The sequence below is a fragment of the Gluconobacter frateurii genome (assembly GCF_002723955.1).
GTDB classification, from domain to species: Bacteria; Pseudomonadota; Alphaproteobacteria; order Acetobacterales; family Acetobacteraceae; genus Gluconobacter; species Gluconobacter frateurii.
In genome coordinates, this window is the sequence record NZ_BEWN01000004.1 from 203,764 (window position 1) to 217,941 (window position 14,178).

Annotated in this window: 16 protein-coding genes and 1 pseudogene; 14 read left to right on the forward strand and 3 right to left on the reverse strand. The window is 57.6% G+C overall.

Translation table 11 applies throughout. The annotated features are described in order from the left end of the window. The first annotated feature begins 18 nt into the window (after window positions 1–18). The 6 genes and pseudogenes from GFR01_RS11775 (at window position 19) to GFR01_RS11795 (ending at window position 3,111) form a co-directional block, all read left to right on the forward strand. On the forward strand, window positions 19–201 hold the full coding sequence (locus GFR01_RS11775; protein WP_007282066.1) for a DUF3553 domain-containing protein: 183 nt from the start codon (window positions 19–21) through the stop codon (window positions 199–201). 42 nt (window positions 202–243) lie between these two features. Continuing rightward, window positions 244–420, forward strand: a pseudogene (locus GFR01_RS16130) (double zinc ribbon domain-containing protein); the annotation flags it as partial. Window positions 421–540: 120 nt separating this feature from the next. Further along, window positions 541–984 (forward strand): ComF family protein, encoded by a 444-nt coding sequence (locus GFR01_RS16060; protein ID WP_244902289.1) that lies wholly within the window; start codon window positions 541–543, stop codon window positions 982–984. A 7-nt stretch (window positions 985–991) separates the two neighbouring features. Then, window positions 992–1,249, forward strand: coding sequence for a glutaredoxin 3 (gene grxC, locus GFR01_RS11785; RefSeq protein ID WP_099182618.1), 258 nt, complete (start codon window positions 992–994; stop codon window positions 1,247–1,249). Further along, on the forward strand, window positions 1,250–1,735 hold the full coding sequence (locus GFR01_RS11790; protein WP_099182619.1) for a DUF2147 domain-containing protein: 486 nt from the start codon (window positions 1,250–1,252) through the stop codon (window positions 1,733–1,735). It abuts the gene before it with no gap. Between the two features lie 104 nt (window positions 1,736–1,839). After that, a complete protein-coding gene (locus GFR01_RS11795) occupies window positions 1,840–3,111 on the forward strand; it encodes a lactonase family protein (protein WP_167384249.1) in 1,272 nt (423 codons plus the stop codon). Window positions 3,112–3,152: 41 nt separating this feature from the next. On the opposite strand, the gene ubiG is transcribed toward GFR01_RS11795, so the two are convergent. Continuing rightward, a complete protein-coding gene (gene ubiG, locus GFR01_RS11800) occupies window positions 3,153–3,908 on the reverse strand; it encodes a bifunctional 2-polyprenyl-6-hydroxyphenol methylase/3-demethylubiquinol 3-O-methyltransferase UbiG (RefSeq protein ID WP_099182621.1) in 756 nt (251 codons plus the stop codon). Between the two features lie 175 nt (window positions 3,909–4,083). On the opposite strand from ubiG, the gene GFR01_RS11805 reads away from it, so the two are divergent. The 6 genes from GFR01_RS11805 to prfA are packed head-to-tail and all read left to right on the forward strand — an operon-like array spanning window position 4,084 to window position 11,217. Further along, on the forward strand, window positions 4,084–5,406 hold the full coding sequence (locus tag GFR01_RS11805; RefSeq protein ID WP_099182622.1) for an aspartate kinase: 1,323 nt from the start codon (window positions 4,084–4,086) through the stop codon (window positions 5,404–5,406). Window positions 5,407–5,411: 5 nt separating this feature from the next. Beyond that, complete coding sequence (locus tag GFR01_RS11810; RefSeq protein WP_063904725.1) at window positions 5,412–6,446, forward strand: NAD(P)H-dependent flavin oxidoreductase; 1,035 nt, start codon at window positions 5,412–5,414, stop codon at window positions 6,444–6,446. Between the two features lie 15 nt (window positions 6,447–6,461). After that, the gene (locus tag GFR01_RS11815) at window positions 6,462–7,706 is read left to right on the forward strand and encodes a helix-turn-helix domain-containing protein (RefSeq protein WP_099182623.1); all 1,245 of its coding nucleotides are present in this window, start codon (window positions 6,462–6,464) and stop codon (window positions 7,704–7,706) included. 59 nt (window positions 7,707–7,765) lie between these two features. Beyond that, on the forward strand, window positions 7,766–8,911 hold the full coding sequence (gene ispG / locus GFR01_RS11820) for a flavodoxin-dependent (E)-4-hydroxy-3-methylbut-2-enyl-diphosphate synthase (RefSeq protein ID WP_063904723.1): 1,146 nt from the start codon (window positions 7,766–7,768) through the stop codon (window positions 8,909–8,911). After that, a complete protein-coding gene (gene hisS, locus GFR01_RS11825) occupies window positions 8,911–10,152 on the forward strand; it encodes a histidine--tRNA ligase (RefSeq protein WP_099182624.1) in 1,242 nt (413 codons plus the stop codon). Before ispG ends, hisS begins: the two co-directional genes overlap by 1 nt. 3 nt (window positions 10,153–10,155) lie before the next feature. After that, window positions 10,156–11,217: a peptide chain release factor 1 gene (gene prfA / locus GFR01_RS11830; RefSeq protein WP_099182625.1), complete on the forward strand. Its 1,062-nt coding sequence runs from the start codon at window positions 10,156–10,158 to the stop codon at window positions 11,215–11,217. A 3-nt stretch (window positions 11,218–11,220) separates the two neighbouring features. On the opposite strand, the gene GFR01_RS11835 is transcribed toward prfA, so the two are convergent. Then, on the reverse strand, window positions 11,221–11,679 hold the full coding sequence (locus GFR01_RS11835) for a hypothetical protein (protein WP_099182626.1): 459 nt from the start codon (window positions 11,677–11,679) through the stop codon (window positions 11,221–11,223). Window positions 11,680–11,709: 30 nt separating this feature from the next. On the opposite strand from GFR01_RS11835, the gene prmC reads away from it, so the two are divergent. Next, the gene (gene prmC / locus GFR01_RS11840) at window positions 11,710–12,576 is read left to right on the forward strand and encodes a peptide chain release factor N(5)-glutamine methyltransferase (protein ID WP_099182627.1); all 867 of its coding nucleotides are present in this window, start codon (window positions 11,710–11,712) and stop codon (window positions 12,574–12,576) included. A 234-nt stretch (window positions 12,577–12,810) separates the two neighbouring features. After that, window positions 12,811–13,254: a DUF4167 domain-containing protein gene (locus GFR01_RS11845; protein ID WP_063904718.1), complete on the forward strand. Its 444-nt coding sequence runs from the start codon at window positions 12,811–12,813 to the stop codon at window positions 13,252–13,254. A 38-nt stretch (window positions 13,255–13,292) separates the two neighbouring features. On the opposite strand, the gene GFR01_RS11850 is transcribed toward GFR01_RS11845, so the two are convergent. Further along, window positions 13,293–14,162 carry a glycosyltransferase family 2 protein gene (locus GFR01_RS11850; RefSeq protein WP_174694709.1) on the reverse strand — a complete coding sequence of 290 codons (870 nt, stop codon included), beginning with the start codon at window positions 14,160–14,162 and terminating at the stop codon, window positions 13,293–13,295. Between the last annotated feature and the right edge of the window lie 16 nt (window positions 14,163–14,178).

Genomic DNA, 14,178 nt, shown 5'->3' on the forward strand with positions numbered 1-14,178 from the left:
CATGGCATGGACAACATGATGTCCATGCCATTTCAATCTTTCCTTGAGCCCGGCCAGATCGTTCAGCATCCGGACTATCCGGAATGGGGCTGGGGGCAGGTCCAGTCCGCAATCGGCGAGCGGGTCACTGTCAATTTTCAGAATGAAGGCAAGGTTCTGATTGATGCGTCCCGGGTGGAACTAAAACTGGTCCATTCCTGATTGCGGGACATGCTCCAGCCGTTCTTTTCACGCTGCTGTCGGATGGCCCTAGATGTGGTGCTCCCTCCAGTCTGTCTTGGGTGCGGAGCCGACGTCATGACGGACGGGGCGTTCTGCTCCGACTGTTTCTCATCTGCGCAGCGTATTGTTTCTCCCTGTTGCGACCGCTGCGGTACGCCACTGGTGAATGAATCTTATGGTGGCAGCAGAAAAATCTGCGTCTCCTGTCAGTTGAAACCCCCGGCTTGGCGAAAAGGCCGTGCCGCGTTTGTTTACGATGACTGGTCCCGGCGGATTATCCTTCCTCTTAAATATTCTGATCGAACGGAAAATGCGGCTGTGCTGTCCCAGGAGATGGGAAGAGCCGGGGCATCGTTGCTTGATCAGGCTACTTTGCTGGTGCCCGTACCGATGTATCGGGGTAAACTGTGGAGGCGGCGGTATAATCAGGCTGCTCTTCTTGCTCGTGGGCTGGCTCGGCACAGCAAGGTTCCTGTCTTGATGGATGGTCTTGAGCGGCGGCGAGCCACCAGGCCGCTGGCCCGGCTTTCTCCCAAAGAACGCTATGCTGAAATTGCCGACACGATTGTTGTCCGCACAGGGCGGGAAAAACGAATTGCAGGGCAGGCCGTTCTGCTGGTGGACGATGTGTTGACGACGGGGGCGACTGCGTCCGTTTGCACGGATGCGCTCTTGAAGGCAGGAGCATTATCAGTGGATATTCTTGTTGCAGCCCGCACCGGCAGAGGCGATGAACGGGATGTTCCGTATCCCGAGGAGTAAGAACAGTATGTCAAAAATTGAAATCTTTACCCAGCCGGGATGCCCTTACTGTGTTCATGCTGTTGATCTGCTCAGGTCGAAGGGTGTGATTTTTGAGGAAATCAACGCCCCTCATGGGACGCGGGAGCGGGAAGAGTCCATGACGCGCTCAGGGCGGCGGACCGTTCCGCAGGTTTTTGTGGATGGGAAGTCTCTCGGCGGCTGTGACGATATTGTTGCCCTGGATCGAGCGGGTCGGCTTGATTCCTTGCTTGGCGGTGCCTGAATGCGCTGGGGATTGGTCCTTTCGGGTCTTCTGCTGTGTCTGTCTCCTTCACTGGGGAAGGCGGAGGCAGTGGACCATGTCTCTTCAGCGAGCACGTCTTCGGAACTGGGGCTTTGGCTTTCCGCGGGTAAAGATGGTGTCTTCTCCATCGAGCACTGTGGGAACAACGGAAATGCGCTGTGCGGCAGGCTGGTCGGCATGGACTATGACGGGGAGATGCCGAAGGACACATGGGGCCGGGCCGAGTGCGGTTTATGGATGTTGACAGACTTTGTACCAATTGAAGACCACAAATGGAGTGGTCACATTCTTGATCCCCGCAGCGGACGTGTTTATCAGGCCTTCATCTGGCTTTCCGAGCCAAACGTCCTGAAGCTGCGTGGGTATGTTCTGGGAATGCCCCTGCTGGGGAAGACCGAGACCTGGACCCGTTACAACGGCGGTGCCTTCGGCCCGCAGTGCAAGATGCCTCCGCAGCCTCACTGAGAAACTACAATGGGAGGCCATGTCATTCTGATATGGTCTTTCAAGGATGCGCAGGCCCGGCGTCGGTCTTTGCTGCTGTTGAACTGAAAGGACCGTGGAACCCTATGTCCCACCCCGTTTCCCGCCGCGACTTTACGCTCGGGCTGGCCGCCGGTGCAGCTGTAACCGGTGTTGCAGGTACGTCTTACGCGGCTGATGAGCCAAAAATCATACCGGTACCGCCGCCACCACCAAAAGTTGTTTCCAAGACTGTCTGCTTCGTGGGTGGATATACCAAGCATGCGCCTCAGGGAGGCGCGGGCAACGGACAGGGGATTGCTGTTTTCGAAATGGATCGTGAGTCTGGTGTTCTCACACCGATCACGACCTATACCGACATTGCCAGCCCATCCTTCATCACGCTGTCTGCAGACAATCGCTTTCTTTATGCGCTGAGCGAGATCGACGATTATAACAAGGATGGTGATGGATCTGTCACCGCTTTTGCTGTTGATCAGAAGACTGGCTCGCTGCGGAAGCTGAACTCTGTCAGTTCGGGCGGAGCAGTACCGGCCCATCTGAGTGTTCACCACTCGGGACGTTATGTGCTGGTCGCGAACTATGTTGGCGGATGTGTTGGCGTTCTACCGATCCGTAGTGATGGGTCGCTCGGCGACGCAACGGACGTTGTCCATAACTCGGGACCGCGCCAGCCTGAGCGGGCAGCCGATAACCCGCAGGGCAATTTTGCCGTCTCGGATCACTCCGGGTCACATCCGCATATGATCCGTTCTGATCCAAGTGGTCGGTTTGTGATTGCGGATGATGCAGGCCTGGATCGGGTCTATGTCTGGACGCTGAATCTGACGACCGGAAAGCTTATTCCGGCCAAGACGCCGTATTACGATATGGAGCCCGGTTCTGCGCCGCGTCATTTCGAGTTCAATCACTCGGGACGCATCATGTACAATCTGTGCGAGCAGAACTCGAAGATCGTGGTTTCCAGCTTCGATCCGCTGACGGGTGCCATCACAAACATCCAGACCGTCAGCACGGTTACGCCGCATTTCCGTGGCTCGACGCTGGCAGCAGAAATTCTGATCTCGGCCAGCGGCAAGTATGTCTATGCCTCCAACCGTCTGGGCGATTCGCTGGCTGTGTTCGCGATTGCTGCGGATGGAACGCTGTCCCTGCAGGATGAAGTCTGGATGCATGCCGATTACGGCCGAGCCATGATGTTCGATCCGTCCGGAACGTTCCTGTTCTGCGCCAACCAGCGTTCGGATGCGGTGACGTCTTTCAAGGTGGACAAGAACACCGGGCAGCTTGCGTTTACGGAAAACTTTACGCCTGTCGGCAGCCCGACGACGTTTGCGTTTATGAACACGCAGGTCTGATTTTTAATGAAAAAGGCGCTCTTCGGAGCGCCTTTTTTATTTCAGCCTTTCGTGAACATCGCGATGTAATTCACCCCGGTGTCGCGGGTCGTGCGCCAGCGCGGGGGGAGGTAGCTCATGCCGGCAATATCGGTCATGCGCAGACCGGCGTTTCGGGCCATGGCTGCCAGTTCTTCCGGCTTGATGAACTTCTTCCAGTCATGTGTGCCGACGGGCAGCATGCGCAGAAGGTACTCGGCGCCCAGCTTTGCCATGGCGAATGAACGCGGGGTGCGGCTCATTGTGGACACTGCAACCATGCCTCCCGGGCGCGTCAGGGTTGCAAGCATGTGTAAAAAGTCCTGCGGATCATTGACGTGTTCGATGACTTCAAGTGCCGAAACCACATCGAACTCTGCGCCTTCATCCACCAGATCTTCTGCACTACCATTGCGATAAGTCAGAGGTGCGGCACTCGGTGGCAGTGGGTAGGTAGCCTGATGGGCACGGGCGGCTTCGATCCCGTCCGGGCTTGCATCAAGGCCGAGTGTCTCGAACCCCAGTTTTGCAAAAGCTTCGCTGGCGAGGCCTGCGCCGCAGCCGATATCCAGTAGCGAAAGGCGTTTTCCTTCGGATGGCTTGAGAGAGGTCGTTCGGGAGGCGACCCAGTCCGTCCGCAGGGGGTTCATGGCGTGCAAAGGGGCCATTGGGCCACGCGGATTCCACCAGTCCTTGGCCAGCGCACTGAAATGGGCGATTTCGGAATCGGAAACGGAAGAGCGGTGTGAGGTGCTTCCGGAAACGGTTTCTGAGGCCATCAGAACTGTCCTTCTGTGTGCCCGCATGGTGCCGTCGGCTGGACGCGGCGTGGCGAGACGAGTATGTGGACCGGCAGAGTCTGTTCAGAAGACCGGCCGGCAAATCTGTTTTGTGCCGTATCCGATGCCAGACCCGAGCGCGCAACGCCAGACACGTACTGGAGCCTTATCCGCGATGTCCATGTCCGATACTCCCGTTCACGACCAGGTTTCCGGTCGTGCCGATACTCTTTCCATGTCTGTGGATAGCGGGAAACGGAAAACGATCGTCATGAAATTCGGCGGTACGTCCGTCGGAACAATTGAACGCATCCGGATCGTTGCGCAGCGGGTCAAGGCCGAGCATGCGCAGGGGCGTCGGGTGGCTGTTGTCGTGTCAGCCATGGCGGGTGTGACCAATCAAATGGTTGGATACTGCGCCGAGCTGGATCCGCTGGCAGATCCGAAGGAATATGATGCTGTCGTGGCGTCTGGTGAGCAGGTGACCAGCGGCCTTGTGGCTATCGCGCTACAGGCACTAGGCGTTCCGGCTCGCTCTTTTCAGGGCTGGCAAATTCCGCTTGTGACGGATGACGCGCACGGGAAAGCGTCCATTGATGGCGTTGACGGCACGGAACTGCTGAAATGTCTTGATAATGGCATTGTGCCGGTTATTGCCGGCTTCCAAGGGATTGGGCCGGATAACCGGATTGCCACACTTGGGCGTGGCGGATCAGACACATCTGCTGTAGCGATTGCCGCGGCGATCCATGCGGATCAATGCGACATCTATACGGATGTTGATGGAATTTATACGACGGACCCGCGTATCGTGAAGCGCGCGCGGAAGCTGGATCGCATCACATATGAAGAGATGCTTGAACTTGCTTCCGTAGGCGCCAAGGTACTTCAGACCCGCAGTGTCGGGCTGGCGATGCGTGAAGGGGTCCGTGTACGTGTGCTGTCGTCATTTTCCGAGACGGATGATGACAGTGGGTCGATTGTGGTGGATGAGGACGAGATCGTGGAGAAGGAACTGGTTGCGGGCATTGCCAGCTCGCATGATGAAGCAAAGCTCTCCGTCCGGCGTATTCCGGACCGTCCGGGCATCGCAGCGGCCATCTTCGGACCTCTGGCTGCGGCAAACATCAATGTGGACATGATCGTGCAGAGCACGGGCGTTGACCGCATGACGAACATGACTTTCACGGTCGGCAAGAGCGATGAGGCGGCGGCTCGTGCGGTTCTGGAAAAAGCCCATGGCATTATCCAGTATGGCGAGCTTGAGACGTCCCACAATGTGGTGAAGATCAGTGTTGTTGGTGTTGGCATGCGGTCCAATGCCGGGCTTGCCGCGACCATGTTCGGAACGCTGGCGGAGCGTGGAATCAACGTGCAGGTGATTTCTACCAGCGAAATCAAGATCTCCGTCCTAATTGATTCGGAATATAAAGAGCTTGCGATGCGTGCACTGCACACCGCGTACGGGCTGGACAAGAAAGAGGAACCCTCTACGTGAGTGCAATGACGGACGCCCGCGAAACCCTGAACCGCCTCTGGAAGCCGGGATGTGACTTCCTGGGCAGCGAAGTCGCCATTCTTGGCGGCGCGATGTCCTGGGTGAGCGAGCGTAATCTTGTCTCAGCCATCTCCAATGCTGGCGGTTTTGGCGTGATTGCGTGCGGTGCGATGACGCCGGAGCGCCTTGAGGAAGAGATCGTTGCTACGCAGGCTCTGACGAAGCGCCCGTTTGGTGTGAACCTCATCACCATGCATCCCCAGCTTGAGCGTCTGGTCGATGTGTGTCTTGCGCATAACGTGTCTCATGTCGTTCTGGCTGGTGGCGTGCCGACGAGTGCGATCATCAAGCGTGTCCGTGATGGCGGAGCGCGTGCGATCGGTTTTGCTCCTGCGCTGGCTCTGGGCAAGCGTCTGGTGAAGCTGGGTATCGAAGCGCTTATCATTGAGGGTTCTGAAGCTGGCGGCCATGTTGGCCCGGTTTCCCTGACGGTTCTGGCACAGGAAATTCTGCCGCACATCAAAGACGTTCCTGTCTTTGTGGCGGGCGGTCTGGGCCGTGGTGATGCGATTGTCTCGTATTTGGAGCAGGGCGCTTCCGGCGCGCAGCTTGGAACGATCTTTGCTGCATCTCAGGAGAGCATTGCGCACGAGAACTTCAAGAAGGCGTTCCTGCGGGCCAATGCCCGTGACGCTGTCACATCCGTGCAGCTTGATGAGCAGTTCCCGGTCATCCCAGTGCGCGGCCTTGCCAACGCTGGAAGTCGTGGCTTCCTGAAGCATCAGGCCGAGACGATCCAGAAGTTCCAGAGCGGCGATGTGAGCAAGGAAGACGCTCAGCTTTCCATCGAGCACTTCTGGGCTGGTGCGCTGCGTCGTGCCGTTATGGATGGTGACGTCGATAATGGCTCTGTCATGGCTGGCCAGTCTGTTGGCATGGTCAAGGAAATCCGTCCGGTTTCCGAGATTATTGCCACGCTCGTGGAGCAGGCTGTCGAAGCCATTGCAAAGCGGGAAGACCGCGTTCACGCTCCCGCCTGATCAGGTTATTCAGCCATGTCTCCTCCTTCCGACCGCACGATGCCGCTTCGCTCCGACCAACCCAGTGTTGGAACGATCCTGCGTACGCGTCGGGAAGAGCTGGGATGGCAGATCGAGGACGTTGCGCAATGGCTGCGTATTCGAAGCCGTCTGCTGATCGCGCTGGAGACCGATGATCTGTCGTCCCTGCCGGGTGTTGCTTACGCAGTCGGCTTCCTGCGGACGTATGCCCATGCCATGCAGCTGGATGCGGACGGTCTTGTTGCGCGCTTCCGTCGTGAATATCGGGGTGTCGTCAACCGCAAAACAGACCTTGTTTTCCCTCAGCCTGAAGGGGAGCGTGGGTTGCCAATCGGGCTTCTGGTCGGAGCAGGGCTCGTTGTTGTCGTTGCAGCTTATGCGGGATGGTATCGGTTTGCATCGCATGAGAGCCCGGCAGATCGTCGGGTTCCGGCTGTTGCTGAGTTGATGCCAGGAGCCGCTACGCCTGCAACGACGTCCCCACAGGTCGCATCGGTTATGCCGGGGCGTGCACCCACGCCTGAGCCGCATGTCTCGCAGCTCCCCGGTCCTGCCAGTACGCCGCCTGCTGAGACTTTTCCAGATTCGCTTCCGCCAAAAGCTGCAACGGCAGTTCCCCAGACCCAGCCTGTTCCTGGTGCTGTGGCTTCAGCGGAGCCGGCTACTGGTAGCTCCGAAGACACGGATCAGAACGCGTCGGATCAGTTCGGGCCGTCAACGGACTCACCAGCAGAAACACCGGCCCCGGCTGTGCCTGTCGGATCGGTTGTGGTGCGTGTGCTGGCTCCCGTCTGGATGCAGGTGAAAGACAAGGACGGTCATGTTCTGGTCGCGCGCGTTCTTAAAGCTGGTGAAAGCTGGCAGGGCGACGTTGCGGGCGCACCCTTTCGCATGTCGTTCGGGAATGCTGGAGGCGTGGTTCTGTCAACAGACGGTGCAACCAGTGCGCCTCTTGGGCGCCAGGGCGAGGTTCGCCGGAACATTGAAGTCACGGCTGAAGCTATCAAGTCCGGTGCTTTCGGCAGTGGTGTTGCTCTTCCTGCGCAACCTGCGCCAGAAACGTCGGGCCAGTCTGCGTTTCCTTCTACGCCTGAAGCAGATACTGGATTGCAGGATACTTCTGCGCCAGTTGTGAAACCTGTGCCTCATCGCGCAAAACCACCTGCAAAGCCTACCGCAGAACTCTCTGCTGACGATCTGAACGCCCGGCAACTGGATCAATCGTCTCCATCGCATTAAACAGGGGCCAAGCCCCTGACCCACAGGACCCGGTTTGTCCGGGCACGAAGAGGTAAATCATGAGCAGCTACCGCCCCTATCAGCACATCGAGCGTCGCAAGTCGCGCCAGATTCATGTCGGCAAGGTTGCGGTCGGTGGTGATGCGCCGATCTCCGTGCAGACCATGACCAACACCCTGACATCCGATGCGCAGGCGACGATCGAGCAGATCCGTCTGGCCGAACTGGCAGGTGTGGATATCGTCCGCGTGTCCTGTCCGGATGAAGCCAGCACGGAAGCTCTGAAAGAGATCGTGCACGAAGTGAACGTTCCGATCGTTGCGGACATTCACTTCCATTACAAGCGCGCGATCGAAGCTGCGAAGGCTGGTGCTGCCTGCCTGCGTATCAATCCGGGCAATATCGGTAGTGCCGAGCGTGTCCGTGAGGTTGTGAATGCGGCTAGGGATTATGGCTGTTCCATCCGTATCGGCGTGAATGCTGGCTCACTGGAAAAGCACCTTCTGGAAAAGTACGGAGAGCCTAACCCGGAAGCTCTGGTTGAGAGTGCTCTGGAACATGCCAAGATCCTTCAGGACCATGATTTTCATGAGTTCAAGATCAGCGTGAAGGCATCGGACGTGTTCATGGCGGTTGCGGCTTATCAGCAGCTTGCAGACTGCTGTGACCATCCGCTGCACATCGGCATTACCGAAGCTGGCTCCAAGCGTGCAGGTACAGTGAAGTCCTCCATTGGTCTGGGCAACCTGCTCTGGGCTGGTGTGGGTGACACGATGCGCGTTTCGCTTTCTGCGCCTCCGGAAGAAGAAGTGCTGGTTGGCTGGGACATCCTCAAGTCCCTGGGCCTGCGTCATCGAGGTGTGAAGATCATTTCCTGCCCGTCCTGTGCCCGTCAGGGGTTCAACGTGGTCGAGACGGTTCAGACGCTTGAAGATCGCCTCCAGCATATCAAGACGCCGCTGACGCTCTCCATCATCGGATGCGTTGTGAATGGTCCGGGTGAAGCCCTGATGACCGATATCGGTGTGACCGGCGGTGGCTCGGGCCGTCACATGGTTTATTCCGCTGGTCGTCAGGATCACACGATGCCGGCCGAGAACATGATCGAACACATTGTGGAACTGGTGGAAGCCAAGGTCGCTGCAATTGATGCAGGTGCGGCTGAAGCCACGACGGCCAAGCAGATGGACCCGGCGAGCCACTGATGTCAGGACTGCAACCTCCCCGCGGCACACACGACCTTATTGGCGACACCATGCGCCGCCATCACCATGTGGTGGAAACGGCGCGTTCGGTTCTCGAAACCTATGGCTTTGAGGAATGGAGCACGCCGATCTTCGAAGACACACGGGTTTTCTCCCGCACGCTCGGTGAGACATCCGATGTCGTGTCCAAGGAGATGTACACGTTTGAGGATCGGGGTGGCGAGAGCATCACGCTGCGTCCCGAAAACACGGCCTCCATCTGCCGTGCGCTCGTGACAAATGGCCTGACACAATCTCTGCCGCAGAAGGCGTTCTATCACGGGCCGATGTTCCGTTATGAACGTCCTCAGAAGGGGCGGTATCGTCAGTTCCACCAGATTGGCGCGGAACTGCTGGGTGCTGAGGGGCCGCTGCGGGATGCTGAAGTCATCACAATGGCTTACGACATTCTCAAGGCTCTTGGCCTGTCCGAGCATGTTGTTCTGGAACTGAATACGCTGGGTGATGTTGCGTCCCGTCAGGCATGGCGGGAGGCTCTGGTCGCTTATTTCCGTCAACATGCCGATGCCCTATCAGAAGAAAGCCGGGTGCGTCTTGAGGTTAATCCTCTGCGTATTCTGGATAGCAAGTCTGAGCAGGATCGGGCGCTTCTGGCTGATGCTCCGGCTTTTGCGGATTACCTGAACGATGAGTCTCGCAAGTTCTGGGATGATCTGCGGTCTTACCTGACGGCGTTTGGTGTGGAATTTGTCGAGAACCCGCGGATCGTGCGTGGTCTTGATTACTACAGCCACACGGCGTTCGAATTCGTGACGACCAAGCTGGGCGCGCAGGGCACTGTTCTGGCTGGTGGCCGATACGAAGGTCTGGTCGAACAGATGGGCGGCCCTGCCATTCCTGCGATTGGCTGGGCTGGCGGTATCGAGCGTCTGGCGCTTCTGCTGGAGGAAACACCTTCCGTTGCGGCTGGAATTGCGATCGTTCCCATGGGCGATGAAGCTGTTCTCAAAGGCGCTTCCATTGTGCGGTCTCTTCGTGAGGCTGGACTACGTGCTGAGATCGAAACGCGTGGTAACATGAAGAAGCGTATGGAGCGCATCGTGAAGTCTGGTGCGTCTCATGCGGTTGTCCTGGGTGACGAAGAGCTGGCGCGTGGTGTCGTGCAGCTTCGGAATCTTGGAACCCGCGAGCAGCAGGAAGTGGCCATATCTGACCTCGTGCAGGCCCTGAAGGGCGCCTGAGACGTGGCATTTGATGACAGGCTTGAACGGATTGTCGCCCGTTCGGAAGAAATTCAGGCTCTGATGTCGTCCGGCGAAATGGGGGGAGAAGAATTTACCCGCCTTTCGCGCGAGTATGCGGAGCTTGAACCTGTTGTTGCGTCCATTCAGGCTTGGCAGGCTGCAGAGAAACAGCGGGAAGGGGCCAAAGCTCTTCTTGCTGATCCGGAGATGAAGGAACTCGCTCAAGCCGAGCTTGAGGATATTGAAGCGCAGATTCCGGAGCTGGAGCACAATCTTCGGATCGCACTTCTGCCCAAGGATGCTGCGGATGAGCGCAGTGCTATTCTGGAAATTCGGCCAGCGGCGGGTGGCGATGAGGCAGGGCTTTTTGCTGCCGAACTTTTTGACGCCTATCGTCGTTTTTCGGAGCAGAATGGCTGGCGGTTCGAGGTCATGGAATATGCGGAGAGCGAAGTCGCTGGCCTGAAGGAAGGCATGGCGACGATTTCCGGCCGTTCCGTGTTTGCCCGTCTGAAATATGAATCGGGGGTGCATCGCGTTCAGCGCGTCCCGGCAACGGAAAGTCAGGGCCGTATCCACACATCCACGGTGACGGTCGCTGTTCTTCCGGAAGCGGAAGAAGTGGACGTGACGATCAATGACGACGATCTGCGGATTGACGTTTATCGCGCGTCTGGTGCGGGTGGGCAGCACGTTAACAAGACCGAGAGTGCGGTTCGGATCACGCATATCCCCACGGGTGTCGTTGTCGCGATGCAGGAAGAGAAAAGCCAGCACAAGAATCGTGCCAAGGCCATGAAGATTCTGCGTGCGCGCCTGTATGAGCGCCAGAGATCAGCCGCGCATGAATCGCGTGCTGCAGATCGTAAGTCTCAGGTGGGAACTGGTGATCGCTCAGAGCGCATCCGGACCTATAATTTCCCTCAAGGGCGTGTGACGGATCATCGGATTAATCTGACCCTCTACAAGATCGAGCGCATCATGGCGGGTGACTTCGACGAGATCATCGATGCGCTGACACGCGAGGAACAAACCGAGCTTCTGGCTGCCGAAGGATTTTAAGGCTTAAGAACTCGGGGTAGCGCAGACAGCGGCACGACCATGCCGATGGGTAGCGACGGACGAATCGTTGTAATCCACCAGAAAGAAGTCGGTGAAGTTGTTGCTTCCGACGGCATCCAGAGTATGGCCTTCCGGGTGGTGGAGTTGCCCCTCGCTGCTGACCTGATGCGTTTCCTGATGGCCATTATGCATGATGGTGATTTCGCCACACAGCGCGTAATCAACATCATACCGCCCGGCGGGCAGGGGAATGGTGCGGGTTTCGCGCGATTTGGACAGTCCAAGTCGAAAGGTCGCCACGAGGTTCCCGTCAAGGTAAAGACGGGACACCTCGGAAATCTCTTCCGAGGCACGCTCATCGGTTACGCTGAAGGTGCCTGGCAGTTCTGACTGGGCCTGTGCGGTATGCAGGGTGCTTCCCAGAAGCAGGGCTGAGAAGAAAAATGCACGTTTGGACTTCATGATGACAGGTATAGCAGGTTCGCAGACAAGATGACTGCAAAAGATGCTCTTCTTCGACAGGCAACGGATGCTCTGCAAAAGGCTGGGCTTGAAGATCCAAGACGGGAGGCCCGCCTTTTACTCGGTTGGGCGACGGATCGTGATCCAGCTGGACTGTTTTCTCTGACAACTGTTTCCGAGGATGATGCGATTCGGTTTAAGCAGGCTGTCATGCGGCGTGCGGCACGGGAGCCATTGGCTTTTATCGTCGGGGAAACAGGGTTCTGGACGCTTGATTTTCATACGACACCCGACACGTTGATCCCTCGTGGGGATAGTGAAGCCTTGATCGAAGCACTTTTGGCCGTGCGGCCAGATCATGCGGCGCCCCTCAGGATGCTTGATCTTGGAACGGGCACAGGTTGCCTCCTTCTCTCGGCTCTTTCGGAATATCCGCAGGCCTGGGGTGTGGGCGTCGATCTCTCGGCAGGTGCGGCGGCCCTTGCACACAGGAATGCCATACGGAATGGATTGCAGGGCCGGAGTTATTTTCTGGCAGGAAACTGGGACTCCGCTCTGGCAGGGACGTTCGATGTGGTGATTTCGAACCCTCCTTATATTGAGAGTGCGGATGTGCCCGACCTTATGCCGGAAGTCTCGCACTATGAGCCTGCGCGCGCGCTGGACGGGGGGCAGGACGGGTTGGATGCCTATCGTCTGCTATGCCAGGCGCTGCCGTCGCGTCTTGTGCCGGGCGGTCATGCCATTCTGGAAATGGGTCTCGGCCAGATTGATGCCGTTTCAGTTATTGGGCGCGCTAACGGGTTGCGGGAGGTTGCGCGGCAGAACGATCTGGGCGGTATTGCACGCGCTCTTGTTCTTCAATGGCCAGAAAACTCAGGAAAGACGTTGGCTTAGAGCTGGAGAGTTGATATGAACAGGAAACTGCATTCTGATGTAAAAGCCGCAATGGCGGTTTTTTCCTTCATGCAGTTGCTCCTGTTGACCGTCTTTCAGTAGCCGGCAGCGGATGAGAGGCTGGCCAGTGTCCAGCCACAGCGAGATAGACAGACGTCTTTTCGGCAGCGGCGGACGCATCCTTCTGCACGGGCAGAAGTGGGGCACGCCATCAGGAAAGTGCATCACGGGTCGATGAATATGAAGCGTATAAGAGGCCGGCATCATCGTGCTGGCGGCGGGACACCACGCAGTAGCAATTCCCAGACCCCTCTGAACCGCAACCATGTGTTTGACAGCAATGGCCCGGACCTCAGAATTCGTGGAACTGCCCAGCAGCTCTTCGAAAAGTATCTCCAGCTTGGCCGGGATGCGACAGGAACGGGGGATCGCATTCTTGCGGAAGCCTATTTTCAGCATGCAGAGCATTATTTCCGCATTCTGAATGCCATGAACCAGGCCGCTCAGCAGAGCCAGCAGGAACGCAATGAGCGCCAGCAGCAGCGCCAGCGTGCCTACGAAGAGCGTCGTGAGCCACGTGGTGAACGGGGCGGCGATGAAAACGGACATGATGAAGGCGATGAACAGCCTTCCATTGAACAGTCCCGTTCAGAAGAGGCTCCGGCCGAGGCTGAATAAGGTTCTCTTGAACCGGCCCTCTCACAGGGCCGGTTTTTTTATATCCGGCCTATGAAGCGTTCCGGGAGGCGCCAGAGTTCTGTCCCGTTGAGGTGTAGGTCTAGCCTGTACCGATCATGTATGCGCGGAGCAACGCTATCTTCAACGGCTTGTCGCCAGTTATGCAGGCGTTGGTCCTCCTGGTCGAAGGTTGCATCCACAACTGGAAGTCCGGCCATGCCGCGAAGCATGTTTTCCCAATCCTGATTCGCGAGACGCTGATGTTGCCCGACGTTATCGGAGCACCAGGGCTGCGCGCGTGTCCGTTCAAGGCGGTTTAGCCCAGACGGCAGGTCTGCATAGCGCAGATGGAAAAGGAAAAGTGGTGCACCCATTTCTGGTGCAATTTCAGCGCAGCAATGAAAGCCCGGGGCCCAGGTAACGGATGTTTTGATCAGGACGGGTTTGCACATGGCGCTTGAAAACCGAACGTGCCGTCGCTGGAAGGAGACAAGCCGCGTGTAGTCGAAAGGGGCTTCGTTCTCGGGACGGTGGATGACGTCCAGGCCGGTGGCAGTCACCACAGGGTGGATATTGGCCTGAGCAAAATGGGTGAGGGAGGGGAAGAGATCCGGGTCAGCGAGGAGGAGTTCATCTACGTCGACATAGATGACGCTTTCATACCATTCGAGCAGGCTGTCGCAGAACTTCCCGATTGCTCGGGTACGGCGCTCATCGTCTTGAGGAGAACGGGGGATTCTGATCCGGTTGATTTGGCCGAGAGAGTCTGTCGAACCGTCCGTTGAGCCATGATCGATAACGTAACAGGCCTGTTCGCCAACCTGCGCACCATAGTGCCTGCACCAAACCAGAAGATGTTCCGGCTCATTGTAAACCATGGTGACGACGGCGAGAGGCTTTTTGATCATGCCGTCAGGATACAAA